The sequence below is a fragment of the Burkholderia sp. AU32262 genome (assembly GCF_020419985.1).
Classification (GTDB): Bacteria; Pseudomonadota; Gammaproteobacteria; order Burkholderiales; family Burkholderiaceae; genus Burkholderia; species Burkholderia semiarida.
On sequence record NZ_JAIZRS010000036.1, the window covers coordinates 17,423 to 37,612 of the forward strand.

The following is a 20,190-nucleotide window of genomic DNA, read 5'->3' on the forward strand; positions in this document are numbered from 1 at the left end:
TTCACGCCATCCGTTTCAGTTTGGGATCGAGCGCGTCGCGCAGCCCGTCGCCGAGCAGGTTGATCGCGAGCACCGAAATCAGGATCGACAGGCCGGGCATCGTCACGATCCACCATGCGTTGTCGATGTAGTCGCGCGCGGAGGCCAGCATCGCGCCCCACTCGGCGGTCGGCGGCTGCACGCCGAGGCCGAGAAAGCCGAGCGCGGCCGCGTCGAGAATCGCCGACGAGAAGCCGAGCGTCGCCTGCACGATCAGCGGCGCCGTGCAGTTCGGCAGCACCTGCGAGAACATCAGGCGCAGCGTGCCGGCGCCGGCCACGCGCGACGCGGTCACGTATTCCTTCTGCAGCTCGCCGAGCGCCGACGCGCGCGTGAGGCGCACGTAGGCCGGCAGCGCGACGATCGCGATCGCGAACATCGTGTTGGTGAGGCCCGGGCCGATGATCGCGACGACCGCGACCGCGAGCAGCAGCGACGGCAGCGCGAGCAGCACGTCCATGATGCGCATCACCGGCGTGTCGGCCCACTTCTGGAAGAACGCGGCGACGAGCCCGAGCACGATGCCGGGAATCAGCGCGAGCACGACCGACACGAAGCCGATCCAGAACGACATCCGCGCGCCGAACATCAGCCGCGAAAGGATGTCGCGGCCCGCTTCGTCGGTGCCGAGGATGAATTGCCAGTTGCCGCCGGCGAGCCACGCGGGCGGAATCTTCACGTAGTCGCGATATTGCTCGACCGGGCTGTGCGGCGCGATCAGCGGCGCGAGCAGCGCGACTGCGATCAGCACGATCACGACGATGCCCGCGCCGACGGCGCCGCGGTTGCGCGAGAAGTTGGCCCAGAACTCGCGCAGCGCGAGCGCACGGCCGCCGGCCGGCGCGGATTCGGTCGGCAGGGTATTTTGCAGATTGCTCATGGAATTACCTCGTGTGGCGGATGCGCGGATTCAGCACGCCGTACAGCAGGTCGACGACCAGGTTCACGACGATCACGAGCGTCGCGATCAGCAGGATGCCGCCCTGGACGACCGGATAGTCGCGGCGGCCGATCGCATCGATCAGCCACTTGCCGACGCCGGGCCACGAAAAGAGCGTCTCGGTCAGCACGGCGCCAGCAAGCAGCGTGCCGATCTGCAGGCCGATCACGGTGACGACCGGAATCAGCGCATTGCGCAGCGCATGCACGACGACCACGCGCACGGGCGACAGCCCCTTCGCGCGAGCCGTGCGGATGTAGTCCTCGCGCAGCACTTCGAGCATCGACGAGCGCGTCATCCGCGCGATCACCGCGAGCGGGATCGTGCCGAGCACGATCGCGGGCAGGATCAGGTGGCTCACCGCCGACTTGAACGCGCCTTCGTCCGGCGCGAGCAGCGCGTCGATCAGCATGAAGCCGGTCGGGTGCGGGAAATCGTATTCGACCGCGATGCGCCCCGACACGGGCGTCCAGCCGAGAGTCGACGAAAACACCATGATGAGGATCAGCCCCCACCAGAAGATCGGCATCGAATAGCCGGTGAGCGCGGTGCCCATCACGCCGTGATCGATGACCGAGCCGCGCCGCAGCGCGGCGATCACGCCGGCCGGCAGCCCGACCGCGAGGGCGAACACGAGCGCGCACAGCGACAGTTCGACGGTCGCCGGGAAGCGCGCGAAGAATTCGCCCGCGACGCTCGTGTTGGTGATGATCGACATGCCGAGGTCGCCGTGCAGCGCCCGGCCGATGTAGTGCAGATACTGCAGCGGCAGCGGCTGGTCGAGCCCGAGGCGTTTCATCGCCTCCGCATGCATCGCGGGATCGACGCCGCGCTCGCCCATCATCACTTCGATGGGGTCGCCCGGTATCAGGTGAATCAGCGCAAACGCCAGGATGGTGATGCCGATGAAGGTCGGGATCACCATCCCCACGCGGCGCAACACGAATCTGAACATGATGCGTCTCGTATTTTCTTGTGGGAAATGTGCGACCGGCGACGAGGGGCTTCTGGCCCCTCGCCGCCGGATGGTTTCAAGCCGGTTTTCTCAATGACGACAGCTTACGCCAGCCCCGTTACTTCACGCTGACACCGTCGAAACGCGCATAGCCGAGCGGCTCGATACGCATGTCGACCACGTTCTTGCGCACCGGCTGGTAGACCGTCGAGTTCGCGATCGGCGAGAACGGCAGCTGTTGCGCGAAGATCTGCTGCGCCTGCGTGTAGAGCTTCGTGCGCGCATCCTGGCCCGTCGTCGTGCGGCCCTTCTGGATCAGCTCGTCGAACGGCTTGTAGCACCAGTGCGAGAAGTTGTTGCCCTTGATCGCCTCGCAGCCGAGCAGCGTGCCGAGCCAGTTGTCCGGATCGCCGTTGTCGCCCGTCCAGCCGATCAGCATCGTGTCCTGCTCGCCCGCGTGCGCGCGCTTGATGTACTCGCCCCATTCGTACGTGACGATCTTCGCCTTCACGCCGATCTTCGCCCAGTCGGCCTGGATCATCTCGGCCATCAGGCGGGCGTTCGGGTTGTACGCGCGCTGCACCGGCATCGCCCACAGCGTGATCTCGAAACCGTTCGGGAAGCCGGCCTTCGCGAGCAGCGCCTTCGCTTTCGCGGTGTCGTAGGCGGCCATCTTCAGGTTCTTGTCGTACGACCATTGGGTCGGCGGCATCGGCGCGGTCGCGGCCTGGCCGGCGCCCTGGTAGACCGAATCGAGGATCGCCTTCTTGTTGATCGCCATGTCGAGCGCCTGACGCACTTCGAGCTTGTCGACCGGCTTGTGCTCGACGTTGTACGCGAGGTAGCCGAGGTTGAAGCCCGGCTGCGACGGCATGTCGATGCCCGAGTCGGCCTTCAGCGTCGCGATGTCGGCCGGGCGCGGATAGCTCATCACCTGGCATTCGTTGCGCTTGATCTTCTGCACGCGCACGCCCGGATCCGGCGTGATCGAGAAGATCAGCTTCGACAGCTTCACTTCGCCCTTCTTCCAGTAATCAGGATTCCCGTCGAAGCGGATCGTCGCGTCCTTCGTATAGCTGCGGAAGATGAACGGGCCCGTGCCGACCGGCTTCTGGTTGATGTCGGCGGCCTTGCCGGCCTTCATCAGCTGGTCGCCGTATTCGGCCGACAGGATCGACGCGAATTCCATCGCCATGTTCTGGATGAACGGCGCGTTCGGCTCGGCCAGCGTGAACTTCACGGTGTACGGATCGACCTTCTCGATCTTCGTGATCAGCTTGTCGAGGCCCATGTCGGTGAAGTACGGGAACGACACCGGGTACGCCTTGCGGAACGCATTGTTCGGGTCGAGCATGCGCTGGAACGTGAACAGCACGTCGTCCGCATTGAATTCGCGCGTCGGCTTGAAGAAGTCGGTCGTGTGGAACTTCACGCCATGGCGCAGGTGGAACGTGTACACCTTGCCGTCGGACGAGACGTCCCACTTCTCGGCGAGGCCGGGCTCGACCTTCGTGCCGCCGCGCTCGAATTCGACGAGGCGGTTGTAGACGGTGAACGTGGCGGCGGTGAAATCGACGCCGGTCGTGAATTGCGCGGAATCGAAACCCGCCGGGCTGCCTTCTGAGCAGTAGACGAGCGTTTTGTTCGGGATCTGTGCGAATGCAGAACCCGCGACGCCGAGCGATGCCGCTGCCACGCCTGCCATGGCGGTAACACGCAGGGTGTGCAACAGACGGTTGTATTCCATGTTTCCTCCAGGTCTCCAGATCGGAACCGGTCCCGCCAGGGAGCCGGCGTACGCGGATATTACTTGAGCTAGCGATTCTGCAACAAGCTGGAGAAAAAACTCTTCTAGACGCCCGCCGGGTTTTTGCCGATGTTTAGTGTGGGTAAAAAATGCGACAGCGCGCGTGAGCGGCGATTCCGTTCATTTCGCGCGTGTTTCGTTCGGCGACTAAACAATCCGGACGCGAACACGAAGGTGCGACACGCGATCTTCGTCGTTCGGCCGCCGATCGTTGCGTTTTGCGAAACGATGTAATGACGGCATTCGATCCGTCACGCGCTCACGCCGGCGCATCGAGGTCGGCGCTGCGCGCGGGCACGAACGCGACCGCGACGATCGACAGCGCGATGCCCGCCATCACGTAGTAGGTGGGCGCGAGCGGCGTGCCCGTGACCTTGATCAGCCACGTGACGATGAACTGCCCGAAGCCGCCGAACAGCATCACCGCGACGTTGTACGCAATCGACAGCCCGGTCGAGCGCACGTTGGCCGGGAACAGCTCGGCGATCATCGCGCCGAACGGCCCGTAGTAGCCCGCGAGCGTCACCGACAGCACGGCCTGCACCGCGATCAGCCGCCCGATGCTCGGCGCCGCGTCGAGCCACGCGAACAGCGGATACATCAGCGCGAGCGTCAGCACGAGCGACCACAGCGACAGCCCCTTGCGGCCGATGCGGTCCGACCATGCGCCCGCGACCGGCGACAGCACCATCAGCAGCAGGTTGCCCGCGATCACCGCGTAGAACGATTCCGCATAGGGCAGCTTCAGCTGCTTCACCGCGAACGTCGGCAGATAGCTGATCAGTACGTAGATCGTCACGGTGAGCGCGATCACCGAGCCGAGCCCGCACAGCACCTCGCGCGGGTGGCGCGTGAACACTTCGCCGAGCGTCGCGCGGCGCGCGCTTTGCTGCGCATGCAGGAATGCTTCGGAATCCGCGAGATGGCGGCGGATGTAGAAGCCGATCGGGCCGATCACGAGCCCGAGGACGAACGGCACGCGCCAGCCCCAGCTGCGCAGCGCGTCGGGCGACAGCCCGCGCGTGACGGCCGCGCCGACGAGCGCGCCGATCAGCAGCGCGGCCGCCTGGCTCGCCATCTGCCAGCTGCCGTAAAAGCCGCGTTTCGAGAACGGCGCGGCCTCGATCAGCAGCGCCGTCGCGCTGCCGAATTCGCCGCCCGCGGAGAAGCCCTGCAGCAGGCGGCCGAGCACGATCAGGAGCGGGCCGCCGATGCCGATCGCCGCATACGGCGGCGCGATCGCGAGCAGGAAGATGCCGGCCGTCATCAGCAGGATCACGAGCGACAGCGCGGCCTTGCGGCCCGCGCGGTCCGCGTACAGGCCGAACACGATGCCACCGATCGGGCGCATGAAGAATGCGACGCCGAACGTCGCGGTGGTGAGCAGCAGCGACGAGTATTCGCTGGAGGTGGGGAAGAACAGCTCGGCGATCACGACCGTCATGAAGCCGAACACCGTGAAGTCGTACCACTCGAGCGCATTGCCGATCACGGCCGCCACGACGGCACGCCGGTTCAGCGCGCGCTCGGGCCGGGTCGTTTTCGTTGAATTCGCAATCGTCGCCATGCGTGCCTCGTCCTCGTGGATTCGCCGTATCGGGCGGTTCGGCGCGCGGGGTGCCGCGGCGCGCTGGCGTGCAGCGAGTGTAGAAAGCGACGGAACCGTTTTCAAGCATTAAAAAAACGCCCGCCATCGAACGACGGCGGGCGTTTGCGGTTTTCGCCGCATTGCGGCATCGCACGATGCCGCACGGGCCTCAACCCATCTTCGAGAAGGCGCTGCACCAGCCCTTCGCCGACACCTGCTTGCCGGGGAATGCGCCGCACGGGCCCGAAGCCGAGCCCTTCTTGCCCTGGTACAGCATGCAGGCCGCGCAATCCTGGCCCGCGGCGTATTTCGGGTACTTCGTCTTGTCGACCTTCGTGGCATCGGCCTTGTAGCCGAGCGCCACCGCGGTCGGATCGGTTTCCGACAGCATCGGCGCATCGGCCAGTGCTTCGCGCGACAGCGCCAGCGCGGACACGGCACCAATGCTCGTAATCAGGAAACTCCGACGGGATGTTTTCATGGGGGACTCGCTCCAACGTTATCGGTTTGAAAGCCGTTCTGGCGACGGCGTCCAACAGAATAACGCTCAAGCGAATAAATGTGCGCGCCGAAATGCCGGAGATAAGGGATTTCACACGGGCTTCACACGCGCTTCACGCGGCCGGCCCGCGCGGCGGCGGCCCATGCGTCACGCGCGCGACACCATGTCGCCCACGCGCTGCGCGAGCGCGAGCGACGCGGTCAGCCCCGGCGACTCGATGCCGAACAGGTTCACGAGCCCGCGCACGCCGTGCTGCGCGGCGCCCTGCACGATGAAGTCGGCCGGCGGCTCGCCGGGCCCCGCGAGCTTCGGCCGGATGCCCGCGTACGCGGGCTGCAGCGCATCGTCGGGCAGGCCCGGCCAGAACGCGCGGATCGACGCATAGAACGCCCCCCGCGCGCGCCGGATCGACTTCGTAGCGCAGCGAATCGCACCACTCGACGTCCGGGCCGAAGCGCGCCTGCCCGCCGAGATCGAACGTCAGGTGCACGCCGAGCCCCGCGCGCTCGGGCATCGGGTAGATCAGGTGCGAGAACGGCGCACGGCCGGACAGGCTGAAATAATTGCCGCGCGCGAGATAGAGCGGCGGCACCCAGCGCGGATCGAGGCCGCGCGTACGGCGCGCGAGCGCCTGCGCGCCGAGCCCCGCGCTGTTGATCACGCACGCGGCGTCGATCTCGGCCGGCACGGCGCCGCCGGTGCGCACGACGAAGCGCCCGCCGCGCAGCACGTCGATCGATTCGACCGGCGCGTGCAGCGCGCATACGGCGCCGTCGCGTTCCGCGTCGCCCAGCAGCGCGAGCATCAGCTGATGGCTGTCGACGATGCCGGTCGACGGCGAGAACAGCGCCTCGACGCATTCGAGCGCGGGCTCGAGCGTCTGCGCCTCGGCGCGCGTGAGCGGCAACAGGTCGAGCACGCCGTTTTCGGCCGCGCGCGCGGCGATCGCCTTCAACTGCTTCACCTGCGCGGCGCTCGTCGCGACGAGCAGCTTGCCGGTGCGCCGGTGCGGCACGTGATGCGTGTCGCAGAACTCGTACAGCAGGTCGCGCCCATGCACGCACGACGTCGCCTTCAGCGACCCGCGCGGATAGTAGAGCCCCGCGTGAATCACCTCGCTGTTGCGCGAACTCGTGCCCGTGCCGATCGCGTCGGCCGCCTCGAGCACGATCGTTTCACGCCCGCGCGCGGCCAGTTCGCGTGCAATCGCCAGACCGACGACACCCGCGCCGATCACGACACAATCCGTCTGCTCCATGGCTTTTCGCGCTGCTCGCGCGTCGAAGGGAGAGAGGACGATTGTACGTCCCGGTTCGCCCGCTTGCCGAACGCCCGCGCATCGCGACGAGGCCGACGATGCGGGCGCGCGCGCCACGAACGCCACGCGCGCGCGCCGCGGCCGTGCGCGCCCGGCCGCGTCAGAAGCCGATCGGCCGGCGCTTCGCCGCGCCTTCGTCGGCGCGGATGTCGGCCGGCCCGATCGCATCGCGGCCGTCGAGCCGCGCCGCGCCGAACGCGTGCAGCAGCGCGCGGCGCATCGTGCGCGGCGGCGTCGCGGCCAGCACGTCGAGCGCATCGTCGCCGAGCGTCTCGGGGAAGCGCCGCCCCCACGCATGCGACGTGCGGATCTCGTCGTAGATCGTCTGCGCGATCCGGCGCGCGCCGGCCGCATCAGGCGGCGCGATCTCGTACACGTTCATCCGGTTGAGCAGCGGCTCCGGAATCGCCTGCGCGTCGTTCGCGGTCGCGATCCAGATCACGTTGCCCGCGTTGATCGGCACTTCCGCGAATTCGTCGACGAACGCGCGCGCGGTGTCGTGCTCGAGCAACGCGTACAGCGCGCCGAGCGGATCGTATTGCGCATCGCTGCCGGCCTTGTCGATCTCGTCGACGGCGATCACCGGGTTCGCGTAGCTGCCGTTCACGAGCGCATCGAACACCTTGCCGGGCTTCGCGTTCTTCCATTGCGACGACGCGCCCGACAGGATCCAGCCGGCCGTCAGCGAACTCATCGGCACGTAGTGATACGCGGTGCCGAGCAGCTGCGCGAGCGCCTTCGCGAAATGCGTCTTGCCGATCCCGGGCGGCCCGAGCAGCAGGATCGGCATCAGTTCGAGCCGGTCGTCCGTTTCGAGGCACAGCGCGATCTGCTTGCGCACGTCGTCGAGCGGCTCGCCGAAATTCGGCAACGCCTCGCCGAGCGCGTCGAACGACGGCATCCGGTTCGGCTTCACGCAGAAACGCAGATTCCCCGTCTTGAGCATCTTCTCGTAGGTCGAGCGCAGTGCGTCGCTCGCGCTCTCGTTCAGGTCGCCCAGCGCCGTCTCGACCTGCTCGAGGTCGTACACCGTGCTGAAGGACGCCACCGCCAGTTCATGTTTCACCATCGCCGTCGTCATACTCACCTCGCTGCACTTGCCGTCATACATGCATCAGACCCTTACGATTTCAGTGTAGCGATCCCGCATCGCCGCGCAAGCAAGCAGCCGGGCGCGTCTGCTGCTAACAGCGCGCGCACGCTGCACGGCCGCGCGCCGCGGCGTATCATCGGAAATTCACGACGCTCGCGCGGGGTTCGCCGATCGCGGCCGCGCGCATGCCGCTCCGCACCTCGCCTGACACCTCGCCCGAAGGGTTGCCGATGTCCGTCCCCGCTTCCCCGCGCGTCGACGCCGACGCGCTCCGTTGCGTCGATGCGGTCGATGCCGTCGACGCCGCGCTCAAGTCGCGCCGCGCGGTCCGCGCGTTCCTGCCGACGCCCGTGCCGCGCGACACGATCGAGGCGATCCTCGAAGCCGCGAGCCGCGCGCCGTCGGGCACCAACATCCAGCCGTGGCGCGTGTACGTCGCCACGGGCGCGACGCGCGACGCGCTCGCGGCCGCGCTCACCGCGGCCTACGACGATCCCGCGCGCGACGAGAAATACGTCGCCGAATACGACTACTACCCGCGCGAATGGGTGTCGCCGTATCTCGACCGGCGCCGCAAGGTCGGCTGGGACCTGTACGGGCTGTTGAACATCCGCCGCGACGAGAAGGCGCGCATGCACGCGCAGCACGCGCGCAATTTCCGTTTCTTCGACGCGCCGGTCGCGCTGTTCTTCACGCTCGAGCGCATCATGGCGCAGGGCGCGTGGCTCGACTGCGGGATGTTCCTGCAGGGCGTGATGACGGCGGCGCGCGCCCGCGGCCTCGACACCTGCCCGCAGGCCGCGTTCGTGCCGTTTCACCGGATCGTCGCCGAACACCTCGGCATTCCCGCCAACGAGCAGTTCGTCTGCGGCATGGCGCTCGGCCATGCGGACCCCGACGCGATCGAGAACCGCCTCGTCACCGAGCGCGCGAGCGTCGCCGAGTTCACGCGCTTTTTCGCTTGAAAACGCATGACGCGGCCTCACTTGTCGGGCAGGACCGCATCGTGCTGCGAACCTGCCGCGGCACGTCCTGTCACATCACGGCCGAAATCGATCGGGCGTAAGATGTGCGTCCGTTCCCCGCTATCGCGCGTTTCCGGAGACGTTTCATGCTGAAACACGGCCTGGCCGTCCTGCTTGCGAGCATCGTGCTCGCCGCCCATGCGCAGAGCCCCGCGCCGGCCGTCGTCGCATGGGAAATCCAGGTGGTGCGCGACGGTCAGACGATCGACACGTTCCAGCAAAACACCACCGTGGGGCAGTCCCGCACCGATACCCATCGCTATCCGTCCTCCGTGCCGGTGGGCTGCGGCAATGCCGCGCGCGTCGTGCCGACCGAGCGCTCGCGCTCGGTGACGGTCGCCCCGCTCGCCGTCGACGCCAGCGCGCACACCGTGTCGCTCGGGCTCGACGTGCAGGAAACGCTCGACGACGACAATGCGACGCATGGCGATGCGTGCGTGCCCGCGGCGCCGCGGCAGATCGTCGCGAGCCACCCCGGCCTGGCGGTCGGGGGCGATGCATGGACCGACTGGACGCTCGTCGAGCAGCATCCGCATCTCGTGTACCGCGTGCGTGCGCACGTCGCGAAGGATTGAGCGTCATGTCCGCCGACGCCCTGTCCCTGCCGTTCGCCGAGCCGCACGCCGCGCCCGACGAAATCACCGCCGTGAGCTGGAACCTGCACAAGGGCCGCTCGCCGCTCGGCTTCACCGCGTGGAACGCGATGCGCGACTGGATGCAGTCGATGCACGCCGACGTGTATTTTCTGCAGGAAGCGATGGCGCGCCGCATGCCGCGCCCGATGCTCGCACCGGGCTTCGGCTCGCCGATGGACGACGCGGTCGACGACGTGTGGCATTGCCAGGCCACCGAGATCGCGCAGGCGCTCGACTGGCAGATCGCGCTCGGGCCGAACGTGTTCAAGCCGTCGTGGCGGCACGGCAACGCGATCCTGTCGCAGCATCCGCTCGACCTCGGCGGCCGCTGGGACATCTCCGCGCACCGCTTCGAGCGGCGCGGGCTGCTGGTTGCGCGCGCGACGCTCGCGGGCGCGCGCCCGGTCACGCTGCTGTGCGCGCACCTCGCGCTCACGCGCGCCGCGCGGCTGCGCCAGATGCACTGGATCGCGCACTGGATCGTGCGCAACGCGGGCGACGGCCCGTTGATGCTCGCCGGCGACTTCAACGACTGGCGCAACGATTCGGTCGCGCTGTTCGGCGAGATCGGGCTGTCCGAGGTCGCGACGCTGCTCGGTGAATCGGGCCGCACGTTCCCCGCGTTCTCGCCGGCGCTCGCGCTCGACAAGATGTTCGTGCGCGGCCTGACGCCGCTCGAATGGCGCGCGCCGTCCGGCGAAGCCGCCTGGCTGTCGGACCACCTGCCGTACATCGCGCGGCTGCGCCTCGATCCGCAGTAACGCGCCGGCGGCCGCGCGCTGCCGTCAACGCGCCGCCCGAACGTGTCGGCCTCGGCGCGAAACGCATGGTCGAGCGCGGCCGATCGCCGAAAGCCCATTGAAAGGATGCGTTGCGCCAAATCCGCGCGGCCGCGCGGGTCAAGCCCGCATCTGCCCCAAGCAGGGTAAAATAACGAGTTCCTCAAACGTCTGTCATCGAGAAGGCGCGTGTCCGACGCGCCGGCCGGCCGATCCGCGATCGGGCCGACGCACTCGGTTTTTTTGCCCGTTTTTGGGCCCGTTACACGCGTCCGCTACGCGCGTCCGTTTTCAAAGCCATGAGCAAATACGACACCGCCACCGTCCAATCCGTCCATCACTGGACCGACACGCTTTTCAGCTTCACCTGCACCCGCGAGCCGAGCCTGCGCTTCAACAACGGCGAATTCACGATGGTCGGCCTCGAAGTCGACGGCAAGCCGCTCGCGCGCGCCTACTCGATCGTCAGCCCGAACTACGAAGAGCATCTCGAATTCTTCAGCATCAAGGTGCAGAACGGCCCGCTGACGTCGCGCCTGCAGCACCTGAAGGTGGGCGACACGGTGCTGATCGGCAAGAAGCCGACGGGCACGCTGGTCGCCGACAACCTGCTGCCGGGCAAGACGCTGTGGATGCTGTCGACCGGCACGGGCCTCGCGCCGTTCATGTCGATCATCCGCGATCCGGACATCTACGACCGCTTCGACAAGGTGATCCTGACCCACACGTGCCGCCTGAAGGGCGAGCTCGCGTACATGGATTACATCAAGCATGACCTGCCGGGCCACGAGTACCTGGGCGACATCATCAAGGAAAAGCTCGTCTACTACCCGACGGTCACGCGCGAAGCGTTCGACAACGAAGGCCGGATCACCGACCTGATCGCGACGGGCAAGCTGTTCACGGATCTCGGCGTGCCGGCGTTCTCGCCGGAAAACGACCGCGTGATGCTGTGCGGCAGCACCGCGATGCTGAAGGACACGACCGAGCTGCTGAAGCAGGCCGGCCTCGTCGAAGGCAAGAACAGCGCGCCGGGCCACTACGTGATCGAGCGCGCGTTCGTGGATTGACCGATCCCGCAGGGCCGTTCCCGCCAATAACGGGATCGGGCCCTCATTGCGCGTCATCAACAACCGGAGCAAAAGCTCCGGTTTTTTTCGTCCCCACTTGGCGAATTCGTAACAAACTGGGACCATTCCATCTCAAATAGTTACATTTGGATACGTCATCGCCCGGTGGTCGGATGTCAGTGTTTTTCCTACAACACCTTCATTCCGATTATTCACATTTACCCTTAAATGTCCGCCCGACATGACGTTTTCAGTAGTTTTGAGATATTATTCGGCGCGCGTGGTTGCCGTTCGGAAGAGCATGGAAGGGTCGGATGCATGTGTTACAAGATGTAACTTTTGTTACCTCGGCATGGAGCGATTCTCTGGCGGCGACCGTCATCGAAACGGCAGCCAGCGCACGCAGCCAGCCGGTGTCTGAACCGCTTTCTGAGAGCAGGAGAGTCATGGATACGTCGCTTAACGCGCCCTCGGGCGCCCACGCCCCGTTCCCGTCACGGCAGCGCATGCCTGGCCGCGCTGCTACTCCGCCCATGGCCGACGCCGCGTCGACACGCGACGCGTCCGCCGCACGGATCGCCGCCCTGTCCGCCCAGCTTCTGGCCGCCGACGAAGCGGCCCGCCGCCATCTGGCCGGCGAGCTGCACGACGGGCTCGGCGCCGAACTGACCGCGGCCCGCTTCGCGCTCGCAAACGTTCAAACGTGGCTGCCGGCCGACGCGCCGGAAGGCTGCCTGCGCGCGCTGGCGCTGGCGCAGCAGGCGCTCGACGCCGCGACCGACGCGAATCGCCGGCTCATCGACGAACGCGATACGCCGGCGCTGGACGCAGGCGTGGTCGGCGCGCTGTCGTCGTGGATCGACACCCATGCGGCGCGCACGGGCCTGCGCACGAGCTTCGTGTGCGCGGCCGACGCGCGCCTGACGCAGATCGCCGGCGCCGGTGCGCTCGCGGTGTTCCGCGTCGCGCAGGAAGCGCTGTCGAACGTCGCGAAGCACGCCCGCGCGACGTCGGTGGACGTCCGGATCGTCACCGACGGCACCCATCTGTCGCTGAGTGTCACCGACGATGGGACCGGTTTCGCCCGGCACCGCCGCAACGGCTACGGCCTCGCCGGCATGCGCGCGCGCTGCGAGGCGTTCGGTGGCAGCTTCGAGACGGTCACGCCGCCAACCGGCCGCGGCACGCGCGTCATCGCGCGCTTCGCGTGGAATTCGCTGCTCGCGGTGCCCGTCGCGGCACGTCGCACGTCGCTTTCGTGAGGCCGCGATGAGCCTGAACATCCTGCTCGTGGACGATCACGCGATCGTCCGGCAAGGGATCCGCCAGTTGCTGATCGACCGCGGCGTCGCGCGCGACGTGACCGAGGCCGAGAACGGCGGCGATGCGATGGCCGCCGTCGACAAGCAGGAATTCGACGTGATCCTGCTCGACATCTCGCTGCCCGACACGAACGGCATCGAGCTGCTCAAGCGCCTGAAGCGCAAGCTGTCGCGCACGCCGGTGCTGATGTTCTCGATGTACCGCGAGGACCAGTACGCGGTGCGCGCGCTGAAGGCAGGCGCGTCCGGCTACCTGTCGAAGACGGTGAACGCCGCGCAGATGATCGGCGCGATCCAGCAGGTCGCGGCCGGCCGCAAGTACGTGAGCCCCGCGATGGCCGAGGCGCTCGCCGAATACGTGTCGTTCGAGAACGAGCCGCTGCCGCACGAGAAGCTGTCCGATCGCGAATACCAGACGCTCTGCATGCTCGCGTCGGGCAAGCGGCTCACCGATATCGCGAACACGCTGTCGCTGTCGGTGAAGACGGTGAGCGTGTACCGGTCGCGGCTGCTCGAGAAGATGCGGCTGTCGAACAACGCGGAACTCACGTTCTACGTGATGAGCAACCAGCTCGTCGACATGGCGCCCACGGCCGGCGCCTGATCCCCCGGCCAGTTCGAATTCGTCCGATCCGGCGACGCGGCGCATGCCGCGCCGCGCCCAGGCGCGCCCGTTGCGCACGCAAGCGCTTGTTTTCTCGGCCGATTCCGCGGCGCGCCGCTGCACCGCAGCAGGGCTTGCACGCCAAATCGGCTAAAATTACGGGTTTTCACTCAATCGGCGCGCCCTGCCCGCGCGTGCCGGCGATTCCTCCGCAATGTCTCTCTTCCGCAAGAAAAACGTCGATCGCATGATCGCCGGCGCGCAAGCCGCCGGGCTCAAGAAAGCGCTCGGCGCGATCGACCTCACCTTCCTCGGCATCGGCGCGATCATCGGCACCGGCATCTTCGTGCTGACGGGCACCGGCGCCGTCCAGGCCGGCCCCGCGCTGATGCTGTCGTTCGTGATCGCCGCGATCGCGTGCGGCCTCGCCGCGCTGTCGTACGCGGAGTTCGCGTCGACGATCCCCGTCGCCGGCTCGATCTACACGTATTCGTACGCGACGCTCGGCGAGCTGGTGGCGTGGATCATCGGCTGGGACCTGATGCTCGAGTACGGCCTCGCGTCGTCGGCCGTGTCGGTCGGCTGGTCGGGCTATCTGCAGTCGCTGCTGCAGGGCTTCGGGCTCACGCTGCCGGCCGTGCTGACGGCCGCGCCGGGCGCGGTGCCGGGCGTCACCACGTGGTTCAACCTGCCCGCGTTCCTCGTGATGATCGTGATCACGACGCTGTTGTCGATCGGCATCCGCGAATCGACCCGCATCAACAACATTATGGTGTTCATCAAGGTGTCGGTCGTGCTGCTCGTGATCGCGGTCGGCCTGTTCCACGTGACGCCCGCGAACTGGCAACCGTTCATGCCGCACGGCTGGAACGGCGTGTTCGGCGCGGCGGCCGTGATGTTCTTCGCGTTCATCGGCTTCGACGCGGTGTCGTCGGCGGCCGAGGAAGTGAAGAACCCGAAGCGCGACCTGCCGATCGGCATCATCGCGTCGCTCGCGGTGTGCGCGGTGCTGTACGTGACGGTCGCCGCGGTCGCGACCGGCATCGTGCCGTCGGCCGAGTACGCGAACATCTCGCACCCGATCTCGTATGCGCTGCAGGTCGCCGGCGAGAAGTGGGTCGCGGGCTTCATCGATCTCGGCGCGGTGCTCGGCATGCTGACCGTGATCCTCGTGATGAGCTACGGCCAGACGCGCGTGATCTTCGCGATGTCGCGCGACGGGCTGCTGCCGGCCACGCTGTCGCGCGTGCATCCGCGCTTTGCGACGCCGTTCCTGACCACCTGGCTGGTCGGCCTGTTCTTCGGGCTGATCGCCGCGCTCGTGCCGCTCAACGTGCTCGCCGAGCCGATCAACATCGGCACGCTCGCGGCGTTCTCGATGGTGTCGATCGCCGTGCTCGTGCTGCGCCGCACGCACCCCGAGCTGCCGCGCGCGTTCCGCTGCCCGGGCGTGCCCGTGGTGCCGATCCTCGCGGTCGCGTCGTGCCTGTTCCTGATGCTGAATCTGCAGGCCGTCACGTGGGCCGCGTTCGCCATCTGGCTCGTGATCGGCCTCGTGATCTACTTCCTGTACTCGCGGCACCACTCGAAGCTCGCGCACGGCCACCCCGACGCGCACTGAGCGCCGTCATGGCGCGATGACGCCTCCCGCGCGGGGCCGCTACCGGCCCCGCACGCCCCCTTCTCTCCCGCCCCCTCGGCGCCCGCGCGATCACTGTCCGATCGTCGCGAAATCTTGCCCGATCCTCCGGATTTGCCCGCGCGAGCCGCACGCCGCCTGCACGCGCGCGCCGGGCGGTTCATAATCCCGCCATCGAACGACGGCGCCGCGCGGCGGGCCGTCCGGCAACAGGAAAAACGATGGAAAGCGTCGATCTCGATGTACTGAAATCCAGCGCGCGCTGGCTCGAAGAAGGGCGGCGCGTGCTGCTCGTGACGGTCGTGAAAACGTGGGGCTCGTCGCCGCGCCCCGAAGGCGCGATGCTCGCGGTGCGCGAGGACGGCCTCGTGGTCGGCTCCGTGTCCGGCGGATGCATCGAGGACGACCTGATCGCCCGCGTGCATGCGAGCGGCATCGCGGCCGATGCGCGCCCGGAAGCGCTCAAGTACGGCGTGACCGCCGAGGAAGCGCACCGCTTCGGGCTGCCGTGCGGCGGCACGATCCAGCTGGTGCTCGAACCGCTCACGCGCGACAGCGGGATCGCCGCGCTGTGCGCGCAGGTCGAGGCCGGCCACCTCGTCACGCGCACGATGACGCTCGCGACCGGCCGCGCGTCGCTGTCGCCCGCGCAGGCGACCGACGGGCTCGCGTTCGACGGCGAACGGCTCGTGACGATCCACGGGCCGCGCTACCGGATGCTCGTGATCGGCGCCGGCCAGTTGTCGCGCTATCTGTGCCAGATCGCGGTCGGGCTCGACTACCAGGTGACGGTGTGCGATCCGCGCGACGAGTACACGGATGCGTGGGACGTGCCGGGCACGCGCGTCGTGCACTCGATGCCCGACGACACGGTGCTCGACATGAAGCTCGATGCGCGTTCGGCCGTGATCGCGCTCACGCACGACCCGAAGCTCGACGATCTCGCACTGATGGAGGCGCTGAAGACGCCCGCGTTCTACGTGGGCGCGCTCGGCTCGCGGCGCAACAACGCGGCGCGGCGCGAGCGGCTGCGCGAATTCGACCTGAGCGAAGCGGAACTGGCCCGGCTGCATGGGCCGGCCGGCATCTACATCGGCAGCCGGACGCCGCCGGAAATCGCGATCTCGATCCTGGCCGAGATCACCGCCGCGAAGAACAACGTGTCGCTGCCGACGATCCTGCAGGTCGAAGGCGCGAAGGCCGCGCGCGAAATCGCGGCGAACAGTGGCGCGGCCTGCGGCCTCTGACCCGCGGCGGCGGGCGGCCGTGCTCGCGCCGGGCGCCGGCGCCGGCCGGCGCCACCGCCGATCAGGTCAGGCCGGCGGCCAGCGCGGCGGCAACCGAACCGACCACCAGCACGACGCCGACCGTGCGGCGCTTGTTCAGCTCGGTCCACAGCAGCACGCCCGTCAGCGACAGCAGGATCAACGAACCTGCGATCGTATCCATCAGCAGCACCCAGCCGAGGTTCATCCCGACGCCGCGATGCAGGTTGTTCAGCGTCGTCAGGAACGTGTTGCCCGTGCGTTTCACCGACACGTAGCCGTTGCCGACCCAGTACTCGGCCTGCAGGTTCTGGTGCGGCCCGAATACGCCGAATTGCCAGTGCTCGGGCTGCATCACGCGCTTGTCGCCCCACGCGACGGCCTGCGCCGGCTCCTTGCGCATGCGGCCGGGCTTGCCGTCGAAATGCAGTTCCTGCTGCAGCCACTTCGTCATCGCGGCGGGCGTCTTCGGCACCGGATCCGGCAGCGCGACCTGCATCTCCTCGACCTGCGGCTCGCCGGTCGGAATCTTCAGCGGCGGCGCGCGGTGATTCAGCACCACGCCGGTCACCCCGAACAGCAGCCCGAGCACCGCGCCCCACAGCCCGACCCAGCCGTGCACCTTGCGCAGCCACTTGATGAAGGTCGCGCGGCGCGAGCGCTGGCGGCGCGCGGCCAGTTCGTCGTCGCTCAGCGGGCGGCCCGCCGGGTGCAGCATGGTGACGCCGGCGCGCGGCATGCCCGTCTTGGGCGGGTCGATCGTTTCGGGCGCGTTCACGCGAAAGGTTCCATTCGTTCAAAACAACGGGCGGCGCGCAGGAAGTGCGCACCGCCCGGGCAGCATGAAAATGAGAATGGATATCATTACATAAATCAAAAGCCGGCTCAATCCGTGCGCGTGCGGAACGGCGGGTTCCATGCGCGCCGGAACGCGAAAGAAAGGCGTCCGTTGCAGCACGAAGCCAATCGATCGGCGCACGATGCCGGCGGAATGATCCCGCCGACCACGAGCCGCATGTCGCAAGAAGCCGCGCGACGGCAGGCCGTTCAGCGCAACGGCGGCAGCGGGAAGCGCGGCGCGGCCGCGTCCGGCGCGGGCTCGGTGCGATCGAGCGCGTACAGCCACGCGAGCAGATCGGCGACCGCCTGATAGAGCTGCGGCGGGATCCGGTCGTCGAGATCGACCTGCATCAGCAGCGACACCATCTCCGGCGCCGTATGCACGTAGAGCCCCGCATCGTGCGCGCGCGACGATCATCTCGGCGAGCAGGCCGTAGCCCTTCGCGACCACCCGAGGCGCCGCGTCGCCGCCTTTCGGGTCGTAGACGAGCGCGGCCGCGCGCTTGCGGGACGTCATGCTCATCACAGCGCCTCGTCGTCGTCGCCCGGCACCCGCACGTCGGCCGCGCCGCGCGCGTACGCGGCGGCGGCGGCCTGGGCGGCAAAGAGGTCGAAGCCGTCCGGCCCGTCGTCGACCGCGCGAATCGACAGCCCGCCCACCTTGAGCCCCGAACCCTCGAGCCGCTGCCGCAGCGCGGCTTCGTTGCGCGTGAGGCGGTCGGCGCCCGTCTGGTTCGCGCGCAGCCGCGCGACGAGCTGTGCGCCGTTCAGCACCAGCTCGGCGTCCACCGTGCCGAGCGACGGCAGCGTCAGCGTCAGGCGCGTGCGCCACGCGATGCCGTCGCCCGTGTCGTCGTCACCGCCGCCGCGCGGTGCACGGTGGCCCGGCTCGTCGGGTTCGATCGTCCAGTCGAGCCGCGCGCCGGGCCACGCCTCGCCGGTCCAGCGAAACTGGTCGGTCGCGAGCGCATCGAGCTGCTGCCGAACGAGCGGCACGGCGGCCGGGTGCACGGGCGCGAGCGGCTGCGCCTGCGGGTCGGACGATGCGGCGGCCAGCCCGGCACGCGCGGGCGTCCAGTGGGTATCGGCGTGCGCGGCCAGCGGATCGGCGGCGTCGGGCGGCGACGATGCGCCCGGCCGGGCCGCCGCCGGCGCGGCCTGGGCGGGGTCGCGTGCAGGCGCGCCGCCCTGGGCCGGCGGTTGCGCGGTGGCCCGCGCGGCGGCGGGCAGCGGCGGGCGCGGTGCGAGCAATTCGTCGAGCACGTCGGTCGGCTCGCGCGGGACGGCTTCCGGGTCGGCCGGCACGGGCGCGGTCGCGAGGCGCGCCTGCGGCTCGCGCATCAGTGCCGCGAGCGGCCGCTGGCCGGCCAGCCATTGCGCGAGATGGGATTCGTAGAAGAGGCCGCTTTCGCTCACGGCCTGCGCCAACGCCGCCCGCAACGCCGCGACCGGCGGCGGCGCGGCCGCATCGCGCGTCGCTGCCGTGGACGACGCTTCAGCGGAAGCCGGCGTGGAAGACGCAGCGGGACCGGACGCAGCCGGCGCGCGCGCCGGCACGGGCGTCCCGGTGAGCAGCACGGCGGGATCGGCGAGCAGCGGCAGCCGGCCGACGATCGCCGGCGTCGCGTCGCCGCCCGAGCGCGAGATCGCGTCGAGCACGCGCCCGACGTCGGACAGCGCGGTCTGCGTGGAAGCCGGCGGCGCGGCGCTCGGGCTGCCGGCCGGCGGCGGGGACGACGCGCCGGCGCCGGGCGTGCCGACCTGCGAGGCCGCGCCGCCGCCCGCCGGCGCCGATACGGTGCCGGTCAGCAGGCTGTCGAGGCGGCTCGCCAGCAGCGCGGCCGCAACGGAGTCGATACCGGTCATGATCGAAGCCTGCCTATATCAGCCACATCGTTGCGAATCGGGGCGCGGCACGCCGGTGCCGCCCGCGGGACCGGCACGCGCCGCGTGCGGCGCCGGGCCCGGGCGCCCCGCACCCGCCTCCGGACCACGGCCCTACCCGCGCGCGCGGTACAGATCGGTCAATACCTGGGTCGAGCGCCGCGCCTCGAACAGCGCGGACAGCCGCGCGACGTCGGGACTCGCGAGATCGCGGATCGCGGCGTCGTCGGCCAGGATGCGCCGGATCAGGTCGAGCTTGCGGCCGAGATCCGACTCGTCGAGCGCGACGCCCGGATCGGCCTCCTTCAACCCGTCGACGAGTTGCATGAATTCGGCCTGCAACTCCGGCAACGCGCTCCAGTCGGCGTCGCGCGCGGCGCACAGCATCCGGCCCGACACGGCGGCGAGCGCCTCGTAACGCGCGAAGTATTCGGCCTTGTGATTCATCGTGATGCTTCCGCTACCTGTTGCGCGGCCATCCGCGCGACTTCCGGGGCGATGCCCGTCCATGCTTCCTCGAGCGTCGCGAGCAGGCGGTCGACCTCGACCAGCATCGCGTCGCTCGCCTGCGTGTTCGCTTCGAGCAGGCGCCGGCCGATATACGCATACAGCGCATCGAGCCGGTCGGCGATCTGGCCGCCCGCGTCGCGGTTCAGCGACGCCTGCAGGCCGCTCTCGACGATCCGGATCGCCTTGCCGATCGCCTCGCCGCGCCCGGACACGTTGTCCTGCTGCAAATGCATGCGCGCCAGTGCGATCGCCTGCCGTGCGCCCTGGTACAGCATCGCGATCAGCCGGTGCGGGGAGGCGCCCATCACCCCCGTCTCGACGCCGACACGCGCGTACGCATTGGCTCCAGCGTGTCCTGGGGAAAACATGCGCTTC

18 protein-coding genes and 2 pseudogenes are annotated in these 20,190 nt (G+C 68.6%); 8 read left to right on the forward strand and 12 right to left on the reverse strand.

The features are described 5' to 3' along the window. Position 1 precedes the first annotated feature (1 nt). The 7 genes and pseudogenes from LGN10_RS30065 to LGN10_RS30095 form a co-directional block, all read right to left on the reverse strand. Entirely contained in the window at positions 2-919 is a 918-nt protein-coding gene (locus LGN10_RS30065; protein WP_006489141.1) for an ABC transporter permease subunit, read from the reverse strand. Positions 920-923: 4 nt separating this feature from the next. Continuing rightward, positions 924-1,934: an ABC transporter permease subunit gene (locus LGN10_RS30070; protein ID WP_059583935.1), complete on the reverse strand. Its 1,011-nt coding sequence runs from the start codon at positions 1,932-1,934 to the stop codon at positions 924-926. A gap of 118 nt (positions 1,935-2,052) precedes the next feature. Further along, positions 2,053-3,681, reverse strand: a complete 1,629-nt coding sequence (locus tag LGN10_RS30075) for an ABC transporter substrate-binding protein (RefSeq protein WP_059583936.1) — start codon at positions 3,679-3,681, stop codon at positions 2,053-2,055. A 319-nt stretch (positions 3,682-4,000) separates the two neighbouring features. Further along, positions 4,001-5,308 (reverse strand): MFS transporter, encoded by a 1,308-nt coding sequence (locus LGN10_RS30080; RefSeq protein WP_059583938.1) that lies wholly within the window; start codon positions 5,306-5,308, stop codon positions 4,001-4,003. A 190-nt stretch (positions 5,309-5,498) separates the two neighbouring features. Further along, positions 5,499-5,810, reverse strand: a complete 312-nt coding sequence (locus LGN10_RS30085; RefSeq protein WP_021163765.1) for a high-potential iron-sulfur protein — start codon at positions 5,808-5,810, stop codon at positions 5,499-5,501. A 168-nt stretch (positions 5,811-5,978) separates the two neighbouring features. Further along, positions 5,979-7,089: pseudogene (locus LGN10_RS30090) on the reverse strand (NAD(P)/FAD-dependent oxidoreductase). A 160-nt stretch (positions 7,090-7,249) separates the two neighbouring features. Further along, positions 7,250-8,230: an AAA family ATPase gene (locus LGN10_RS30095; protein WP_059584034.1), complete on the reverse strand. Its 981-nt coding sequence runs from the start codon at positions 8,228-8,230 to the stop codon at positions 7,250-7,252. A 242-nt stretch (positions 8,231-8,472) separates the two neighbouring features. Here LGN10_RS30095 and LGN10_RS30100 point away from each other — a divergent pair, with 242 nt between their 5' ends. The 8 genes from LGN10_RS30100 (at position 8,473) to LGN10_RS30135 (ending at position 16,563) form a co-directional block, all read left to right on the forward strand. After that, a complete protein-coding gene (locus LGN10_RS30100; RefSeq protein WP_059584035.1) occupies positions 8,473-9,207 on the forward strand; it encodes a nitroreductase in 735 nt (244 codons plus the stop codon). 146 nt (positions 9,208-9,353) lie between these two features. Beyond that, complete coding sequence (locus tag LGN10_RS30105; RefSeq protein ID WP_226225958.1) at positions 9,354-9,842, forward strand: hypothetical protein; 489 nt, start codon at positions 9,354-9,356, stop codon at positions 9,840-9,842. Positions 9,843-9,847: 5 nt separating this feature from the next. Next, positions 9,848-10,663, forward strand: a complete 816-nt coding sequence (locus tag LGN10_RS30110; RefSeq protein WP_226225960.1) for an endonuclease/exonuclease/phosphatase family protein — start codon at positions 9,848-9,850, stop codon at positions 10,661-10,663. Between the two features lie 317 nt (positions 10,664-10,980). Continuing rightward, a complete protein-coding gene (locus LGN10_RS30115; RefSeq protein WP_059583944.1) occupies positions 10,981-11,751 on the forward strand; it encodes a ferredoxin--NADP reductase in 771 nt (256 codons plus the stop codon). Between the two features lie 446 nt (positions 11,752-12,197). Continuing rightward, entirely contained in the window at positions 12,198-13,013 is an 816-nt protein-coding gene (rqpS, locus tag LGN10_RS30120) for a quorum system sensor histidine kinase RqpS (protein WP_226225977.1), read from the forward strand. A 7-nt stretch (positions 13,014-13,020) separates the two neighbouring features. Continuing rightward, complete coding sequence (gene rqpR / locus LGN10_RS30125; protein WP_059583947.1) at positions 13,021-13,677, forward strand: response regulator transcription factor RqpR; 657 nt, start codon at positions 13,021-13,023, stop codon at positions 13,675-13,677. A 214-nt stretch (positions 13,678-13,891) separates the two neighbouring features. Next, entirely contained in the window at positions 13,892-15,298 is a 1,407-nt protein-coding gene (locus LGN10_RS30130; RefSeq protein WP_226225962.1) for an amino acid permease, read from the forward strand. Between the two features lie 239 nt (positions 15,299-15,537). Further along, entirely contained in the window at positions 15,538-16,563 is a 1,026-nt protein-coding gene (locus LGN10_RS30135) for an XdhC family protein (RefSeq protein WP_226225963.1), read from the forward strand. 61 nt (positions 16,564-16,624) lie between these two features. Here the strand turns inward: LGN10_RS30135 and LGN10_RS30140 are convergent, their stop codons facing one another. From LGN10_RS30140 to fliS, 5 genes and pseudogenes are all read right to left on the reverse strand, one after another. Further along, positions 16,625-17,359: a PepSY-associated TM helix domain-containing protein gene (locus LGN10_RS30140; protein ID WP_099316906.1), complete on the reverse strand. Its 735-nt coding sequence runs from the start codon at positions 17,357-17,359 to the stop codon at positions 16,625-16,627. Between the two features lie 269 nt (positions 17,360-17,628). Further along, positions 17,629-17,944: pseudogene (locus LGN10_RS30145) on the reverse strand (EscU/YscU/HrcU family type III secretion system export apparatus switch protein). Then, positions 17,944-19,287, reverse strand: coding sequence for a flagellar hook-length control protein FliK (locus LGN10_RS30150; protein ID WP_226225965.1), 1,344 nt, complete (start codon positions 19,285-19,287; stop codon positions 17,944-17,946). The pseudogene LGN10_RS30145 and the gene LGN10_RS30150 overlap by 1 nt, the downstream one beginning before the upstream one ends. A gap of 132 nt (positions 19,288-19,419) precedes the next feature. Beyond that, on the reverse strand, positions 19,420-19,752 hold the full coding sequence (locus LGN10_RS30155) for a flagellar protein FliT (protein WP_059583960.1): 333 nt from the start codon (positions 19,750-19,752) through the stop codon (positions 19,420-19,422). After that, positions 19,749-20,183 (reverse strand): flagellar export chaperone FliS, encoded by a 435-nt coding sequence (gene fliS, locus LGN10_RS30160; RefSeq protein ID WP_059583963.1) that lies wholly within the window; start codon positions 20,181-20,183, stop codon positions 19,749-19,751. The genes LGN10_RS30155 and fliS overlap by 4 nt, the downstream gene beginning before the upstream one ends. Positions 20,184-20,190: the final 7 nt, after the last annotated feature.